The organism is Scandinavium lactucae (assembly GCF_033843265.1).
Taxonomy (GTDB): domain Bacteria; phylum Pseudomonadota; class Gammaproteobacteria; order Enterobacterales; family Enterobacteriaceae; genus Scandinavium; species Scandinavium lactucae.
In genome coordinates, this window is the sequence record NZ_JAWXRD010000029.1 from 65,132 (window position 1) to 82,099 (window position 16,968).

The 16,968-nt window shown below is 50.7% G+C and carries 15 protein-coding genes; 8 read left to right on the forward strand and 7 right to left on the reverse strand.

The window, feature by feature from the left end:
• Positions 1–39: 39 nt before the first annotated feature.
• The 6 genes from SIK69_RS10840 to SIK69_RS10865 form a co-directional block, all read right to left on the reverse strand.
• Positions 40–477: a winged helix-turn-helix domain-containing protein gene (locus SIK69_RS10840; protein WP_319628646.1), complete on the reverse strand. Its 438-nt coding sequence runs from the start codon at positions 475–477 to the stop codon at positions 40–42.
• A gap of 230 nt (positions 478–707) precedes the next feature.
• Entirely contained in the window at positions 708–2,885 is a 2,178-nt protein-coding gene (locus SIK69_RS10845) for a YgiQ family radical SAM protein (RefSeq protein ID WP_319628647.1), read from the reverse strand.
• A 99-nt stretch (positions 2,886–2,984) separates the two neighbouring features.
• Complete coding sequence (gene ftsP / locus SIK69_RS10850) at positions 2,985–4,397, reverse strand: cell division protein FtsP (protein ID WP_319786077.1); 1,413 nt, start codon at positions 4,395–4,397, stop codon at positions 2,985–2,987.
• Positions 4,398–4,464: 67 nt separating this feature from the next.
• The gene (locus SIK69_RS10855; protein WP_319628649.1) at positions 4,465–5,205 is read right to left on the reverse strand and encodes a 1-acylglycerol-3-phosphate O-acyltransferase; all 741 of its coding nucleotides are present in this window, start codon (positions 5,203–5,205) and stop codon (positions 4,465–4,467) included.
• 156 nt (positions 5,206–5,361) lie between these two features.
• Entirely contained in the window at positions 5,362–7,626 is a 2,265-nt protein-coding gene (gene parC / locus SIK69_RS10860; protein WP_319628650.1) for a DNA topoisomerase IV subunit A, read from the reverse strand.
• 129 nt (positions 7,627–7,755) lie between these two features.
• The gene (locus tag SIK69_RS10865) at positions 7,756–8,160 is read right to left on the reverse strand and encodes a YgiW/YdeI family stress tolerance OB fold protein (RefSeq protein ID WP_319786078.1); all 405 of its coding nucleotides are present in this window, start codon (positions 8,158–8,160) and stop codon (positions 7,756–7,758) included.
• A 152-nt stretch (positions 8,161–8,312) separates the two neighbouring features.
• Between SIK69_RS10865 and qseB the strand changes: the two genes are divergently transcribed.
• From qseB to SIK69_RS10885, 4 genes are all read left to right on the forward strand, one after another.
• Positions 8,313–8,972, forward strand: coding sequence for a quorum sensing response regulator transcription factor QseB (gene qseB, locus SIK69_RS10870; RefSeq protein WP_319786079.1), 660 nt, complete (start codon positions 8,313–8,315; stop codon positions 8,970–8,972).
• Positions 8,973–10,322, forward strand: a complete 1,350-nt coding sequence (gene qseC, locus SIK69_RS10875; protein WP_319786080.1) for a quorum sensing histidine kinase QseC — start codon at positions 8,973–8,975, stop codon at positions 10,320–10,322. It abuts the gene before it with no gap.
• A gap of 105 nt (positions 10,323–10,427) precedes the next feature.
• Positions 10,428–11,009: an NAD(P)H-dependent oxidoreductase gene (locus SIK69_RS10880; RefSeq protein WP_319786081.1), complete on the forward strand. Its 582-nt coding sequence runs from the start codon at positions 10,428–10,430 to the stop codon at positions 11,007–11,009.
• A 33-nt stretch (positions 11,010–11,042) separates the two neighbouring features.
• Entirely contained in the window at positions 11,043–11,357 is a 315-nt protein-coding gene (locus SIK69_RS10885; RefSeq protein ID WP_319786082.1) for a putative quinol monooxygenase, read from the forward strand.
• Positions 11,358–11,610: 253 nt separating this feature from the next.
• Here SIK69_RS10885 and SIK69_RS10890 read toward each other — a convergent pair whose 3' ends face one another.
• Entirely contained in the window at positions 11,611–12,387 is a 777-nt protein-coding gene (locus SIK69_RS10890) for a MurR/RpiR family transcriptional regulator (RefSeq protein WP_319786083.1), read from the reverse strand.
• Positions 12,388–12,648: 261 nt separating this feature from the next.
• Here SIK69_RS10890 and SIK69_RS10895 point away from each other — a divergent pair, with 261 nt between their 5' ends.
• The 4 genes from SIK69_RS10895 (at position 12,649) to SIK69_RS10910 (ending at position 16,934) form a co-directional block, all read left to right on the forward strand.
• Positions 12,649–13,917: a PTS sugar transporter subunit IIC gene (locus tag SIK69_RS10895; RefSeq protein ID WP_319786084.1), complete on the forward strand. Its 1,269-nt coding sequence runs from the start codon at positions 12,649–12,651 to the stop codon at positions 13,915–13,917.
• Positions 13,918–13,951: 34 nt separating this feature from the next.
• Positions 13,952–14,962, forward strand: coding sequence for a Gfo/Idh/MocA family oxidoreductase (locus tag SIK69_RS10900; protein WP_319786085.1), 1,011 nt, complete (start codon positions 13,952–13,954; stop codon positions 14,960–14,962).
• A gap of 10 nt (positions 14,963–14,972) precedes the next feature.
• Positions 14,973–15,953, forward strand: coding sequence for a Gfo/Idh/MocA family protein (locus tag SIK69_RS10905; protein WP_319786086.1), 981 nt, complete (start codon positions 14,973–14,975; stop codon positions 15,951–15,953).
• Positions 15,954–16,289: 336 nt separating this feature from the next.
• Complete coding sequence (locus tag SIK69_RS10910) at positions 16,290–16,934, forward strand: Qnr family pentapeptide repeat protein (protein WP_319628658.1); 645 nt, start codon at positions 16,290–16,292, stop codon at positions 16,932–16,934.
• Positions 16,935–16,968 lie beyond the last annotated feature (34 nt).

Consider the following 16,968-nt stretch of genomic DNA (forward strand, 5'->3'; position numbering starts at 1 on the left):
AGCAATGGCAAGGCTTTATTGCCTTGCCATATAAACCCATTAGATGAGATAAAAAAACGCGGCTATGACGAATAATAAACCCAAAGCAATGGCACCAGGCTTTGCTACGCTGGCGTGTGGTGGTGTGCGGTGGTGCGTTATCTCAACTTTTTCAATAGCGATACCGCTGTTAACCTGGATACCTCTGCGGGGGACGGTAACCAACAGGTCACTTATCCCGATGGCTTTTAAATCTTTGCGTATCAAATAAATCATCTGGGTGAGGTTAGCATCATTAACGAACTTCCCTCTTTCCCCCCATAATTCATTGGTCAGTGCCTGCCTATCGATAATCCCCCTCTCTGCGTGCTCAATCATAAAACGAAGACAGTTGGCGCGCATCGCCGTCATTTTAATAACCAGTGAATTAGACAGGTTCCTTAACTCATTTTGTTGTTCGTTGAATACACATTGATGGTTGATGATATATTTATGCACCAGAATCTCCTTGAGTGAATTTAATAACTTTTTTAATGTTAATTATAAGAATTAACTCAAGCCATGGTTCGTTGAAAACTCATGCATTTTTAAGTTTAAATTACTGCTGAAGATCACAGCTTTAGCTATTTATTTATTCTCAATTAACTGCCTTGTTAATGATATTTAATTCACAGTATTAAATCACGCTTTAAAGAAAAAGGCCCCGGCAATGATGCCGGGGCCTTATTTTATGACTTCACTGTGCGCTTGGCGGCGGGTTTGGGCTTGCGTGCGCCAGGATTGCGCTGATGAGTAATCGGCGTGTGCTTGGTCAGCGCTGGGCGCGTATTCCGATTCTGGCGACGTGCTTCACGCATCTCGTCCAGCGTCGGGGATGGTACCAGGCATTCGCGGCGGCCACCAATCAGGTGTTTTTTACCCATCGATTCCAGCGCCTGACGGATCAGCGGCCAGTTAGCCGGGTCATGATAACGCAGCAGCGCTTTATGCAGACGACGCTGTTTATCCCCCTTCGGCACCACCACGTCTTCACTCTTGTAACTGATTTTACTCAGCGGGTTCTTACCGGTGTAATACATGGTGGTCGAGTTGGCGAGCGGCGACGGGTAGAAGTTCTGCACCTGATCGAGACGGAAGCGGTTCTTCTTCAGCCACAGCGCCAGGTTCACCATGTCTTCATCGGTAGTACCCGGGTGCGAGGAGATGAAGTACGGGATCAGATACTGCTCTTTGCCCGCCTGTTTTGAATAGGTGTCGAACAGCTCTTTAAAGCGATCGTAGCTGCCCATCCCCGGCTTCATCATTTTCGACAGCGGGCCTTCCTCGGTGTGCTCCGGGGCAATCTTCAGGTAGCCACCCACGTGGTGAGTCGCCAGCTCTTTGATATAGCGCGGATCTTCAACCGCGATGTCGTAACGCACGCCGGAGGCGATGAGGATCTTCTTCACGCCTTTCAGATCGCGGGCACGACGATACAGGTTGATCGTCGGCTCATGGTTGGTGTCCATGTGCGGGCAAATATCCGGGTAGACGCAGGAGAGACGACGGCAGGTCTGCTCGGCGCGCGGCGATTTGCAGCGCAGCATATACATGTTGGCGGTCGGGCCACCCAGATCGGAGATAATGCCGGTAAAGCCGGGAACCGTGTCGCGAATAGCTTCGATCTCGTTGATGATCGACTCTTCAGAGCGGCTCTGGATGATACGCCCTTCGTGTTCGGTAATTGAACAGAACGAACAGCCGCCGAAGCAACCACGCATGATGTTGACCGAGAAACGGATCATCTCGTAGGCCGGAATGCGGCTGTCGCCGTACGCCGGGTGCGGCACACGCTTGTAAGGCAGCGCAAATACGCTGTCCATTTCATCAGTAGAGAGTGGGATCGCCGGTGGATTCAGCCAGATATAACGGTCGCCGTGTTTTTGCATCAGCGCCCTGGCGCAGCCTGGGTTAGTTTCATGGTGCAGAATACGCGAAGCGTGCGCATACAGCACTTTGTCGCCCTTCACCTTCTCGTAGGAAGGCAGCAGCACGTAGGTTTTCTCCCACGGCTTTGGCTTCGGCGGCTGGATGGTGATGGCTTTGGCTTCGGCCTTTTGCGGCTCGACGGGTTTGTTGTCGGCGCACGGCAGGTCTTCACCGTAAGGATGCGGGATCGGGTCGATTTTGCCCGGCGTATCCAGACGCGTGGAATCCACCCCGCTCCAGCCCGGCAGCGCTTCTTTGACCATGATCGCGGTGTTACGCACGTCGCGGATGTCAGAGACCGATTCACCCATCGCCAGACGGTGCGCCACTTCCACCAGCGGACGCTCGCCGTTGCCGAAAATCAGCATGTCGGCTTTGGAATCCACCAGCACCGAACGGCGCACGGTATCAGACCAATAATCGTAATGTGCGGAACGACGCAGGCTGGCTTCAATCCCGCCGAGGATCACCGGCACGTCTCTCCAGGCTTCTTTACAGCGCTGGGTATAGACCAGAGTGGCACGGTCCGGGCGCTTGCCCGCCACGTTATCCGCGGTGTAAGCATCGTCGTGACGCAGCTTACGGTCGGCGGTATAACGGTTGATCATCGAATCCATATTGCCAGCCGTCACGCCGAAGAACAGGTTCGGCTTGCCCAGGCGCATGAAGTCTTCTTTGCTGTTCCAGTCCGGCTGGGAGATTATCCCGACGCGGAAACCCTGCGCTTCCAGCATACGTCCACAGATAGCCATCCCGAAGCTGGGATGATCGACGTAGGCGTCCCCGGTGACCATGATGATGTCGCAGCTGTCCCAGCCAAGTTGATCCATCTCTTCCCGAGACATAGGTAAAAAAGGCGCAGGGCCAAAACAGGCCGCCCAATACTGGGGCCAGGAGAAGAGGGAGCGATCCGGTTGGATCAGGGAAATAGCGCTCATGAATGCTTCCGGGTGGTTAAAAAGGCTGCAAAAGGCGGGGATTATACGCTGAATTGATGCAAAAGATGAAGGGGCATATGTCCCCCTTCATCGTGTGGATTACGGCGCGGGATTCACCAGCATCTGACCAATCGAACCACGGTCAGCCAGCTCCAGCGTTTGGCTTGCAAACTGGAACGGGAAATGTGGCCACGACGGCTGGCCGTAATACACCAGCAGCTCAACCTGGCCATCAATCCAGACCGTGTCTTTCCAGCCCCGGTCTTCCGGGAACGGCATCGCGCCGTTGACGTTGCGGATCTGGAACATGACCCCTTCAATATGGAACGACTGCGGGCTGTCGGCACGCAGCGTCCAACGCTCCCAGGTGCCCTGCTGGGCGGTGACGTCAATGCGCTGCGGGTCCCACAGCTGGCCGTTGATGCCCGGATCGTCGCCGAGGGTAAAATCACGGCTGCGTATTGGCGTCCCGGTCATAATCTCTTCCGGCAGCAGGCGCATTGGCAGGCTATCGGTCACCAGCGGCAACAGGCCGGTTGGGCGCAGGGTTAGCACCAGGGTTGAAATCAGAATGCTCGACGGCTCGAAGAAGCCGCGAATACGGTCGACGATACTCGCCGCTTCGCCACAGGTGATCGACACTTCGTCGCCGTTGGTCATGTCGACCAGTATTTCACGGCGCTCACCCGGGGCCAGCGACAGCTGTTTGACCGACACTGGCGCGGGCAGGAAACCCTGGTCACCGGAAATCACGTGTAGCGCCCGGCCGTCGCTCATTTGCAGCAGGTAGCGGCGGGAGTTAGAGGCGTTCAGCAGGCGCAAACGCACCCAGCCGCGAGACACTTCGACATACGGGCTTTGCGCCCCGTTGACCATCAGCGAATCACCGACAAAGCCGCCGCTGCCCGGCTCGCTGTACTCCGGCGTGCCGAAGTTATCCAGGCGCTTATCCTGAATGATCACCGGGAAGTCATCCACGCCGTAGTGATTCGGGATTGGTAAGGACTTACTGACGTCATCTTCAATCAGCCACATGCCCGCCAGGCCGTTATAGACCTGCTGCGCCATATGATTCGGGGTGTTGGCCTGATACCACAGCGTTGAGGCATTCTGGCGAATAGGCAGGACGGGTGCCCAGTCGGCGCTCGGGGACATCATCCGTGCCGCACCGCCCATCAGCGGGCCTGGCACTTGCAATCCGCGAATGGTCATCGACACATTTTCAGTCAGGCGGTTGCTGTAAATCAGTTTGACGTCATCGCCGTTCCACACGCGGATGGTTGGCCCGAGATAGCGACCGTTGACACCCCAGACCGGCGCGCGTGTGCCCTGGGTGAATGACCAGTGCGCACGTTGCAAGGTGAGGAACAGCGGCTGTCCACGGCGGGATTCGAGCAGCGGCGGTATAGGCAGTGCTGGCTGTTGGCCTGCCGCGTTTGCCCTCAGCGGCACAGCGCTTGCACAAAGCGTTATCCCTGATGCCTGAAGAAACTGACGCCGACTGAGTGACATATAAACTCCATGAAACTGACTACTAAACAGAGGGAAACCGTTCCCAAACAGAGCACTGTGTAGGCTCTTACTTTTTCTTATTTGCTGCTTCGCGTTCGGCGACTTCCTGGTCGAGCTCGGCGATTTTCGCCATCATAATTTCCCGGCAATGGGCGGCAAGTTCACGCACCTGATCTTTACCCCAGCGACTGGTATCAATCGGCGGCAGCATTTCAACAATGACCAGACCGTTATTGAGACGGTTCAGGTTAATTTTATTCGATGTATTAGAGACGCATACCGGAATGATCGGTACCCCAGCGGCAATGGCGGCATGAAACGCGCCGGTTTTGAACGGCAGCAGGCCGCGACCACGACTGCGGGTGCCTTCCGGGAACATCCAGAATGAAATCTTGCGCTTATTAAACGCATTCACCACTTCGGCGATGGTGCTGTGCGCTTTGGAGCGGTTGTTACGGTCGATAAGCAGGTTACCGGTCAGCCAGTACAGCAGGCCAAAAAATGGCACCCAGAGCAGGCTTTTCTTACCCACGGTCACCGTTGGCGGTAATACGATATTCGCCGCCGTCACCATATCGTAATTGTTCTGATGGTTACCGATATAGATGGCATTCGGAAAATTTTCATGTCCTTCCGGCAGACGTTTTTCTACCGTCAGGCCCAAAACCGGTGCCAGTCGGCCAAACATATGACCAAACGTCGCAACGTGTTTTGGATTACGTGGGCTGAACAGACAATAAATACAGCCAAAAATGCACACCAGGATGCAGTAAATAACAACGATGATTGCGCGAAAAATCAATAGCATAGCTACCTCTGAGAACCTAACCGCTTAGAGTTATATACCGGCCAGGGGATATGACTTGCAGAACCCTTAATAGGGTATTGTTAATCGCAACGCACGAATTAACAACGGTTTTACCGCAAAAATTACTGCCCCTTCCGAGTGGAAGGGGCATCGGGATTACTCTTCGCTGTCGCCCGCGCTTGAGGTCGGACGCATCGGAGAGTCGATGTCAATCTTGTCGATTTTCTGCAAGCCGCGCATCAGCGTGCCGCGACGACCGCGCTCGCCGGTGACTTTTTGCAGCTCTTCCGGACGGAGTTTGATCTTACGCTTACCGACATGAATGGTCAGCGTGCTCTGCGGCGGCAGGATGTAGAGATGCGCCAGACCGTCCGCGCCTTTCGCTGCATCGGCGGAAGGAATGCCGATAATTTTGTTGCCCTTGCCTTTCGACAGCTGTGGCAAATCGCTCAGCGGGAACATCAGCATCCGACCCGCCTGGGTTATCGCCAGCAGCATGTCGGACTCGTCCTCAATCACCAGCGGCGGCATCACCTGTGCGTTATCCGGCAGGGTGATCAGCGCTTTACCCGCACGGTTACGCGACACTAAATCGTTGAAGGTACACACGAAACCATACCCTGCATCGGAGGCCATCAGCAGTTTTTGGTCGTCGTTTTCCATCAGCATGTGGGTCACGGTCGCGCCCGGCGGCAACGTCAGCTTACCGGTCAACGGTTCGCCCTGCCCGCGCGCCGACGGCAGCGTGATCGGGTCGATGGCGTAGCTGCGTCCGGTGGTATCGACAAACACCACCGGCTGGTTGCTCTTGCCTTTCACCGACGCTTTCCAGCTGTCGCCCGCTTTGTAGCTCAAACCTTTGGCGTCGATGTCGTGGCCTTTGGCGCTACGCACCCAGCCGCTCTGCGACAGCACAATGGTCACCGGCTCAGACGGCAGCATGTCGTGCTCGTTCATTGCCTTGGCTTCTTCGCGCTCACGCAGCGGGGAACGACGATCGTCGCCAAACGCTTCGGCATCGGCCTGCAGTTCTTTCTTCAGCAGGTTGCTCATTTTACGTTCGGAAGCAAGGATCGCCTGAATCTGATCGCGCTCTTTTTCGAGGTCGTTTTGCTCACCGCGAATTTTCACCTCTTCCAGTTTGGCGAGGTGGCGTAATTTCAGTTCGAGGATAGCTTCAGCCTGGGTTTCGCTGATGCCAAAGCGCGACATCAGCGCGGGTTTCGGTTCATCCTCACTGCGAATGATTTCAATCACTTCGTCAATATTGAGGAACGCCACCAGCAAACCTTCAAGGATATGCAGGCGCTTGAGCACTTTCTCGAGGCGATGGTTCAGGCGGCGGCTGACGGTATCACGACGGAATGCCAGCCATTCGGTGAGGATTTCCAGCAGGTTTTTCACCTGCGGACGGTTATCCAGACCGATCATGTTCATGTTGATACGGTAGCTTTTTTCCAGATCGGTGGTGGCGAACAGGTGATTCATGACCTGCTCCATATCCACGCGATTGGAGCGCGGGACGATAACCAGACGGGTCGGGTTTTCGTGATCCGATTCGTCACGCAGATCGTCGACCATCGGCAGCTTTTTATTGCGCATCTGGCTGGCGATTTGTTCCAGCACGCGTGCGCCGGAAACCTGGTGCGGCAGCGCGGTAATCACCACCGCACCGTCTTCTTTCTTCCATACCGCACGCATGCGCACCGAGCCACGGCCAGTCTGGTAAATTTTACGAATATCGGCACGCGGGGTGATGATTTCCGCTTCGGTTGGATAATCCGGCCCCTGCACGATATCGAGCAGTTCGTCGAGCGTGGTTTTCGGCTGTTCAATCAGGGTGATTGCCGCTTTCGCCACTTCACGCACGTTATGTGGAGGAATATCCGTCGCCATGCCCACCGCGATACCGGTGGTGCCGTTGAGCAGAATATTCGGCAGGCGCGCGGGTAACATGCGCGGTTCCTGCAAAGTGCCGTCGAAGTTTGGCAGCCAGTCAACGGTGCCCTGACCCAGTTCGCCCAGCAGCACTTCGGCATATTTAGATAGACGGGATTCGGTGTAACGCATCGCGGCGAAGGACTTCGGATCGTCCGGCGCACCCCAGTTCCCCTGACCATCGACCAGTGGATAACGATAGGAGAACGGCTGCGCCATCAGCACCATGGCTTCATAACAGGCGCTGTCGCCGTGCGGATGGTATTTACCCAGCACGTCGCCGACCGTACGGGCGGATTTCTTGAATTTGGCGCTGGCGCTCAGCCCCAGCTCGGACATTGCGTAAACAATGCGACGCTGTACCGGTTTCAGGCCATCGCCAATAAATGGCAAGGCGCGGTCCATGATGACGTACATGGAGTAGTCAAGGTACGCTTTTTCCGTAAACTCATGTAGCGCAAGGCGCTCTGCCATATCGCTCATTAACTGTGTTTCCTCAACAAATTCGCCCGGCCATACAGCGGGCAATATTGCCGCCGATAGTACCTTATCTGACGCGCTGAGTCACAGGGGGAAGCGGTTTTACCGCTGCGAATGCAGCGGCACGGAGGATTACTTGCTGACTTTGTTGATTTGCTTCACGTCGATTTCAACCGAGTTCCAGTCTTTATCGACTTCGCCCTGAATCTCGACCACATCCTGCGGGGTGATGGTCACGCCATTCCAGCGTTTATGGTCGATATCGACATTCACGGTGCCGGTGGCATCTTTGAAGGTGTAAACGTCGTCAGAAAGTCGCTCGGTGATAGTGCCGCGCAGCGTAACCCAGGCATCATCGCGCATCGATTTTGCTTTCTCAACGGTGGTGACGCTGCCGTTTGGCCCGGCGAACCCGCCGCCCTGGCTGGTTGTCGTGGCGGTTGAACCCGGACCGGTAAAGCCACCCTGGGTGTTAGCGGCAAAAACAGGGGCTGACATCAGGGCCACAATGGCCGCAACTGCTAATGTTTTCTTCATCGTATTTTCTCCCTTAGAGATGATTCAGTGACTCATTAAACAGGCTAAAACTTAACGACTTCTTAAGGCGGAAAAAGATTATTTTTTGCTGTACAGCGCGGCTTCGCGCGGGTTTACTGGCGATGATTATCGGTGACAACGGGGGCGAACGGATGCGAATTTTACTGGTAGAAGACGACAAGCTGATTGGCGACGGGCTGAAGACCGGGCTTGTCAAAATGGGCTTTACGCTGGACTGGTTCACGCGCGGGGAGGAAGGCAGAGCCGCGCTCTACACCGCCCCGTATGATGCGGTGATCCTCGACCTGACGCTGCCCGGGATCGACGGACTGGAAATCCTGCGCGACTGGCGTGCGGAAGGACGCAAAGAGCCGGTGCTGATCCTCACCGCGCGCGACGCCCTCGCCCAGCGCGTGGAAGGCCTACGGTTAGGGGCCGATGACTACCTGTGTAAACCGTTCGCGCTAATTGAGGTCGCCGCCCGCCTCGAAGCCCTGATCCGCCGCGTCCACGGCCAGGCCAGCAACGCCCTTCATCACGGCCCGGTAACGCTCAATCCCGATAGCCTGACCGCCACCCTGAACGATGAACCGCTGACGCTGAAACCAAAAGAGTTCGCCCTGCTCGAACTGCTGATGCGTAACGCCGGGCGCGTGCTGCCGCGTAAGCTTATCGAAGAGAAGCTGTATAACTGGGATGATGACGTTTCCAGCAACGCCGTGGAGGTTCACGTGCATCACCTGCGCCGCAAGCTTGGCAGCCATTTTATCCGAACCGTGCACGGGATCGGCTACACCCTGAGTAATGACTAAATGAGATTTCTGCGCCACCTGAGCCTGCGTCTGCGCCTTACGCTGCTGTTTATCGTGCTGACCCTGGTCGCCTGGAGCTGCGCCAGCTTTATCGCCTGGCAGCAAACCAGCCATAAGCTCGACAAGCTGTTTGATACCCAGCAGATGCTGTTCGCCAAGCGTCTGAGCGCCATGGATTTCAACGAGCTGCACGTCATCACCCCGCAACTGCGCACCAAGAAGAAGATTAAGCACGGGCATCTCGACGATGACGCGCTGGCGTTCGCCATTTACACCTCCGACGGACGGATGGTGCTGAACGACGGCGATAACGGGCAAGACATTCCCTACAGCTATCGCCGGGAAGGGTTTGACGACGGACGCATAAATAATGACGACGACGAATGGCGTTTGATCTGGATAACCACCGCCGATGAAAAATACCGGATCGTGGTCGGCCAGGAGTGGGATTATCGCCAGGAGATGGCGCTGGATATCGTGACCTCGCAGCTCGCGCCGTGGCTGGTGGCGCTCCCGCTGATGGTGCTGTTGCTGATCCTGCTCCTGAGCCGCGAGCTGGCCCCGCTGAAAAAGCTAACCCGCACCCTGCAACATCGCACCCCGGGATCGGACGAACAGCTGAGCACGCACGGCGTGCCGGGCGAGGTACGCCCGCTGGTGGACGCCCTGAATCAGTTGTTTACCCGTTCCCACAACATGATTTTGCGCGAGCGACGTTTTACCTCAGATGCCGCCCATGAACTGCGTAGCCCGCTGACCGCGCTGAAAGTACAAACCGAAGTCGCGCAGCTTTCGATGGACGATCCTGACAGCCGGGTGAAAGCGCTGTCGCAACTGCATGCCGGGATCGACCGGGCTACGCGACTGGTTGAGCAGTTGCTGACCTTATCGCGCCTCGATTCGCTGGCTGAGCTGGACGACGTGGAACAGCTGCCGATGGGCGACCTGCTGCAATCGTCGGTGATGGATATTTACCACCCGGCGCAGCAGGCAGGCATTGAGCTGCGGTTACACATCAACGCCCCGGACGTGACGCGCCGCGGGCAGGCCCTGCTGTTGGGCTTGCTGGTGCGTAATTTGCTCGATAACGCGGTGCGTTACAGCCCGCGTGGCAGCACCGTGGACGTCACGCTCAATGCCCATGGCTTCACGGTGCAGGATAACGGCCCGGGGATTAGCCCCGACGCCCTCGCCCGCGTCGGCGAGCGTTTTTATCGCCCACCCGGGCAAGATGAGCCGGGCAGCGGCCTGGGGTTATCCATCGTGCAGCGTATCGCCACCCTGCATCAGATGCATGCAGAATTCAGTAACGCTCCCGCAGGTGGTTTTATCGCCCGCATCAGCTGGTAGCGCGATTATTGCTAAATTAGCAAAAGACTTTGCACATTTTGCTAATTTAATCGTTTCAGTCGTGGAGTTACACTGATGCATATTTTCAGTTCCTGAGGCACAACGATGAGCAATATCCTGATTATTAACGGCGGTAAAAAATTCGGCCATTCCAACGGTCAGCTGAACGACACCATGACCGAGGTCGCGGATGGTTTCCTGCGCGACGCCGGGCATGAAGTCCGTGTTGTTCGCGCTGACAGCGATTACGACGTGAAGGCAGAAGTGCAGAACTTCCTGTGGGCCGACACCATCATCTGGCAGATGCCGGGCTGGTGGATGGGCGCACCGTGGACCGTGAAAAAATACATCGACGACGTATTCACCGAAGGCCACGGTTCGCTGTATGCCAGCGACGGTCGTACCCGGTCTGATGACAGCAAAAAATACGGCTCCGGCGGCCTGATTCAGGGCAAAACATACATGCTGTCCCTGACCTGGAACGCGCCGATGGAAGCGTTCACCGAAGAAGACCAGTTCTTCCACGGCGTGGGTGTGGACGGCGTTTATCTGCCGTTCCACAAAGCTAACCAGTTCCTGGGCATGGATGCGCTGCCGACGTTCATTGCCAACGACGTGATTAAAATGCCTGACGTTCCGCGCTATGTAGCAGAATATCGCAAGCATCTTGCCGAGATTTTTGCTTAACTGAAGGTCTGCATAAAAAGGAGTACGACTATCATGTTAACTGTTATTGCTGAGATCCGTACCCGTCCTGGTCAGCACCACCGTCAGGCCGTACTGGATCAGTTCACGAAAATCATTCCGACCGTGCTGAAGGAAGAAGGCTGCCACGGCTACGCGCCAATGGTCGACCACGCCGCAGGCGTGAGCTTCCAGGCCACCGCCCCGGACTCCATCACCATGGTTGAGCAGTGGGAAACCGTCGCCCATCTGGAAGCCCATCTGCAAACCGCGCACATGAAAGCGTGGAGCGAAGCGGTAAAAGGTGACGTGCTGGAAAGCCGAATTAGTATTCTGGAACCTGCGCTGTAATTTTCCCGCATAAAATCGAAAAGCCGGATAACGTCTATAACGCGTTGTCCGGCTTTTTTGTTTATGTGGGGTTGGGGTGAGTTTGGTGCTGGAGCGTGAGTTGAGAGGCGGGTTTGTGCCAGGAGCGGACGTTTTGCTGCTTAAAAAACGCTCTGTTATTGCGGTCAATTTTTGTCGGCCACTTCATTCAGCAAAAGTTCGATTTATAAAAAAAAACCAATCGGGCTGTAATCAATCAACCCGACCCTTATAATTACTTTGCACTTTGCCTTTTCAGAAGGTCCATAAAGATATAATCAAAAATCCAAGAAATCGAAATTGAATCGGTAACTTTCTGCGTTTTCCCTCCCCGATCTATATTGATATAAAGATTCAGCGCACATAATTCATTTAAATTAGAGCCTTGCTTCCCTGTTATACTTATTAATTTCGCAGACATGGCGTTAAGTTCTCTTGCTGCATGTAAACAGGTTGGGTTTTCGCCAGTTCTTGATAAAAGCAAACAAATTCTGTGTGAGTGATTTATTCGTGATAAATGGTCTTGCTCTACATTATTGAATACGGCAACCTTCTTTCCAAGAAAAGATAGGTTATCTGCTCCTATCATTGCCAGATGATAATTCTTTCCCGTAGCGTAAATATCGATATACTCAGATTTGTTTATTAACTCCATAACCTCGATGTAAATTTCTTTCTGTATAGAAACCACCTTGCTATGTTCGGCTGATAAGCTCTTATGTATAAATGACAAACTATCTTCAGAATTAATATTCGAGTAATCACCATTTTGCAAGGATGTTTTTTTCTCATGTAACATTTGATAATCAAGAGCGTAGTGCAATCTAAAATCCGCAAAACCTTTATAACCCAGTTTCCTGGCAAAACGGTTCAGCGTCGCTGCGCTCGTATAAGTCTCTTTTGCCAGTGCTTCTGCGGAAAGCTCGATAACTTTATGTGGTTTTTCATTTAGATAGGCTACAATCCTTTGTTCCTGATGAGTGAATTCCAAATGACCATAATACGCAAGCATTGAACAGTACCTCCAGGTTCTAGACAATTCCATTCTATGAAAGAACCTTTCATTTAAATGTGAAATAACCGGCAAAAATGAAAGATTTATACAACTTTTAAACGGCAATTGATTTGTCAACATGAATGCGTATGATTACTTTAGATGTGTAGTTAAGACCCAGTTCAGACTTATCTTTTATGTTACCCTTACGATAAGGAGTGCGGTTATTGATTAATGAGGCATTAGAGCCATCATTAGATAATAACCAATACTAAGACTATGGAAACAAAACCATTAAATGTAATCGCAGAAGAGCTAATAAATCGTCTGGCTGGGCCGTTAATCAAAGTTGGTAATGTTCCAGCAGTCGCTGCTGTTCGTGATGGTCTTATTGCGACAATACCTTTGATTATCATCGGCAGTCTTTTTCTTCTTACTTCTATGCTGGGACAAAATAACACCTTTAGTGAACTGGCTATATTGCCCGCGCTCAGCCCCTATTCTTCTAAGTTCGTTGTGTTTTTTTCCATGACTATGAACTTTATCGCTTTATATGCTGCTTTAGCGATAGGTCTAATTTATGCAAGAAATCTTAATATTGATGTTATCGGTGCAGCATTATTAGCACTCGCTTCATTCTTTCTGTTTAACTTTAACTCAGTAGAAGCAGGACTGGACAGCCGGATGTTCTCGGCAACAGGACTGTTCACTGCTATTGTCAGCTCATTACTAAGTGTTAAATGTTATAGTATCTTTATCAAACGTAAAATTACAATAAGGATGCCGGAAGGGGTACCCCCTAATGTAATCAATGCCTTTGTCGCTTTGATTCCTTACTTTCTTATTCTTAGTGCATTTTGGTTTATTCGCAGCATTCTTGACTTTAACTTTTCCAGTACGATTAATGAAGCATTAATTCCAATTCTCAATGCTTCCGATAGCATTATCGTTTTCACCATCATTAAATTTATCACTTTATTATTATGGGCTATTGGTATGCACGGTGATAACATGATGTCACCGTTGGTCTCGCCAATGACATATCGGTGGGTTGCAGAAAATGCTCAAGCTGTGTCACAAGGAGTGCCCCTTAATCAATTACCACATATCTGGACGACCGTAGTTGAAAGAATAAGTATGTGGCCAGCTTCAGTGTGGAGTGTACTGGCTCTGATGTGGTTTTCACGATTAAAACAAGCCAAAACACTGGCCATTATTGCGACTCCTGCTGCTATTTTCACTATTGTTGAACCAGTTATTTTTGGTCTGCCATTAGTGCTAAATCCATTTTTAATTATCCCGTTTGTACTTTCCGGCACTATCTCTTCATTAATCACGTATACTGCATTTTCTTTGGAATGGATAAACAGAGTCTTTGTCGAACTACCATGGGCTACACCTCCTTTCATATCTGGTTATATTGCCACGGGCGGTGATTGGATGGCATTAGTTCTTATTGTAGTAAATTTCCTGCTGGGTTTAATAATTTACTATCCATTCTGGAAAGCATATGAACGTTCACAATTAGCAGAAAATAATCTGAGTTAATATCACATATAACAATGTCATAAGGAAATATACAATGTTAACAATCGCATTTGTCGGTTATGGCAATAGCGTCAGAAACTATCATCTCCCTTTTCTTGCTTATCAAGAAAATATCCGTGTAAAAAAAATATTCCGCCGGGAGGAGGATCGTGTAAATGACCAAGCCATCGAAAGTTATTATCCAGAAATAGCATTCACTTCAAATTGGAGTGATATTATTGGTGATAAAGAAATCGAACTAGTCGTTGTTTGCAGTCACATAGATTCTCATGCAGATTATGCATGGAAAATTTTGCGTGCCGGAAAAAATGTATTGGTAGAAAAACCATTTACAAATACGTCGAAAGAGGCAGAAGAAATTTTCAGCTTTGCCAATGAGAATGGGTTAGTTGCAATGGCCAACCAAAATCGTCGATATGATGGAGACTTCCTGACCCTAAAAAAAGTTATTGAAAGCGGGAAAGTAGGTAACATAGTTGAACTTCAATCTCATTATAATTATTTCAAGCCGGAGACGGTTAAACCCGGGTTTGATTTATTATATGGGCTTGCAGTACACACCATAGATCAAGTTTACGCTTTATTTGGTCAACCAGATAAAACTATTCATGATGTCAGAAGTATTTATTTCCCTGGTGAATCAGATGATTTTATCGATATTGATTTCTTCTACGGGCATACAAAAGTCACAGTAAAATGCAGTTTGTTTGTTAATACTCCATTCCCTAAATTCACTCTGCATGGTGATAAAGGAAGCTTTATTAAGTATAGCAGCGGTCATCAGTATAAATCTCCAAATGGACCTACTACAATAAATTTAGAACGTGAAGACCTAGATAATTGGGGAACACTCTCCTACGTTGATGAAGCAGGTGTTGAGCATATTGAACGCGTTCCCTCTGAAATTACTGATTATGGCCTTTTGTATCAGGGGTTGTACCAGGCTATTAAATATAACAAACCCAAACCAGTGACTGATATTGAGGTACTGGGGGTCTTGCACACCCTGGAAGCAGGTTTAGCAGCAGCAAAAAAACAGAATTAAGGATAGGAAGATGAAGATTGCCACGACAGGTACTGGAAACATTGTTGCCTTATTTATTGAGGCTGCAAACGCGAACCATGATGTCGAATGTGTGTCCGTTTTTTCGAGAAATGCACTGCGCGCTAAAGCCTTTGCGAATGAATGTGGTATTGCACACTCAACAGATGACTGGGATGAACTGCTGGCTAGTACAGATACTGATTTTATTTACATCGCCACACCTAACAGCCTGCACTTTCAACAAGCAAAACAGGCATTACAACGGGGTAAAAATGTTATCTGTGAAAAACCATTTACCTCAACACGTTCTGAATTACTCGAACTGATAGGCATCGCCAAAAGCAAAAATTTATTTTTGTTTGAAGCTATATCTACTATTCACATGCCAAATTTTTTAAAAATTTTCGAACTACTACCAGACGTGGGTAGAATTAAGTTGTTAAATTGCAGCTACAGCCAGTTTTCTAGTAAGTACAATTCTTTCCTTGACCAGCAAAACCCTAATGTCTTCAATCCCCAGTTTTCTGGGGGAGCTTTAATGGATATTAATATTTATAATCTCCATTTTATTCATAGACTATTTGGTACTCCCATCCAGGTAAACTATCTGGCCAATATCGCTGATAATGGAATTGATACTTCAGGTATTGTGACTTTACGTTACGCAGATTTTGTAGCGACTTGTATTGGTACTAAAGATTCCAATGGAATCAATTACGCTCAAATCCAGGGAGAAAAAGGCTATCTTAATGTGTCACAGGGCGCTAACGGATGTCAGAGTATATATCTGAATTGTAATGGTGTAGAAAAAACCATTAATATTCAAAATCAAAATAACCGTTTATTCTACGAGATTGAGACTTTTAAACACATTTACAGTCAGCGTGATTATAAATCCTGTTACGCGTTATTAGAGCATAGCCTGCAAGTAATGGATACCGTAGAAAAGGCCAGAAAATCCGCAGGGATTTATTTTCCAGCAGACAGTTGATTTCAGGCTGGCATAGCATCCTTTATAGTTAAATTTCATCTTAACGTTAGTACGACATTATATTCATTTGTCTTAACCGCCAGTAAAGGATAGATGTTCGCGGCAGATATGAAAGCGCCGCGTTGGGAAACGGGGAAAGTCGCGCACTAAAACCAAACGCCCGGTGGCGCTCACGCTTACCGGGTCAACCTAAGCACAGCCGCGTAGGCCCGTGCAAACGCAGTGCCGCCGGGCAATGGCGGTAATCAAGAGGCCCCCGGTTAGCCGGGGTAGCCCATGACGTTAAATTCGTTTACCATGACCTTATTTACTGTATAAAAAAACAGGTTTATGCCTATGACACTCGCGCTGACTGCCGAAAAAATTGAAAGAAACCGCTTCACTGGGCTGAAAGTAGAAAACAGCACGTTTCATCACTGTGATTTCTCTGGCGCTGACCTGACCGGCACTGAGTTTATCGGCTGTCAGTTTTATGACCGCGAAAGTCAAAAAGGATGCAATTTCAGCCGCGCTATCCTGAAAGATGCAATTTTCAAAGATTGTGATTTGTCGATGGCGGACTTCAGAAATGCCAGTGCTCTGGGTATCGAAATTCGTGGCTGCCTCGCTCAAGGCTCAGATTTTCGCGGCACCAGCTTTATGAATATGATTACGACACGCACCTGGTTTTGCAGTGCCTATATCACTAACACCAACCTTAGCTATGCCAATTTTTCGAAGGCGGTACTTGAGAAGTGTGAACTGTGGGAAAACCGTTGGATTGGAACCCAGATCCTGGGTGCGACGTTTAGTGGCTCAGACCTTTCAGGTGGTGAATTTTCCTCCTTCGATTGGCGTGCTGCCAACGTTACGCATTGCGATCTGACCAATTCAGAATTGGGTGATTTAGATGTGCGGAGTGTTGATTTACAAGGCGTCAAATTGGATAGCTACCAGGTGTCATTGATAATGGACAGGCTTGGGATAGCGATTATCGGCTAGCCAATTATGGGTAGCCGGCGTGACCGGTAGCGCT

Bases quoted from the DNA above. Each gene is read 5' to 3' on its own strand.
- SIK69_RS10845 (WP_319628647.1), bottom strand. From the start codon at position 2,885: ATGAGCGCTATTTCCCTGATCCAACCGGATCGCTCCCTCTTCTCCTGG.
- ftsP (WP_319786077.1), bottom strand. From the start codon at position 4,397: ATGTCACTCAGTCGGCGTCAGTTTCTTCAGGCATCAGGGATAACGCTT.
- SIK69_RS10855 (WP_319628649.1), bottom strand. From the start codon at position 5,205: ATGCTATTGATTTTTCGCGCAATCATCGTTGTTATTTACTGCATCCTG.
- parC (WP_319628650.1), bottom strand. From the start codon at position 7,626: ATGAGCGATATGGCAGAGCGCCTTGCGCTACATGAGTTTACGGAAAAA.
- SIK69_RS10865 (WP_319786078.1), bottom strand. From the start codon at position 8,160: ATGAAGAAAACATTAGCAGTTGCGGCCATTGTGGCCCTGATGTCAGCC.
- qseB (WP_319786079.1), top strand. From the start codon at position 8,313: ATGCGAATTTTACTGGTAGAAGACGACAAGCTGATTGGCGACGGGCTG.
- qseC (WP_319786080.1), top strand. From the start codon at position 8,973: ATGAGATTTCTGCGCCACCTGAGCCTGCGTCTGCGCCTTACGCTGCTG.
- SIK69_RS10880 (WP_319786081.1), top strand. From the start codon at position 10,428: ATGAGCAATATCCTGATTATTAACGGCGGTAAAAAATTCGGCCATTCC.
- SIK69_RS10885 (WP_319786082.1), top strand. From the start codon at position 11,043: ATGTTAACTGTTATTGCTGAGATCCGTACCCGTCCTGGTCAGCACCAC.
- SIK69_RS10890 (WP_319786083.1), bottom strand. From the start codon at position 12,387: ATGCTTGCGTATTATGGTCATTTGGAATTCACTCATCAGGAACAAAGG.
- SIK69_RS10895 (WP_319786084.1), top strand. From the start codon at position 12,649: ATGGAAACAAAACCATTAAATGTAATCGCAGAAGAGCTAATAAATCGT.
- SIK69_RS10900 (WP_319786085.1), top strand. From the start codon at position 13,952: ATGTTAACAATCGCATTTGTCGGTTATGGCAATAGCGTCAGAAACTAT.
- SIK69_RS10905 (WP_319786086.1), top strand. From the start codon at position 14,973: ATGAAGATTGCCACGACAGGTACTGGAAACATTGTTGCCTTATTTATT.
- SIK69_RS10910 (WP_319628658.1), top strand. From the start codon at position 16,290: ATGACACTCGCGCTGACTGCCGAAAAAATTGAAAGAAACCGCTTCACT.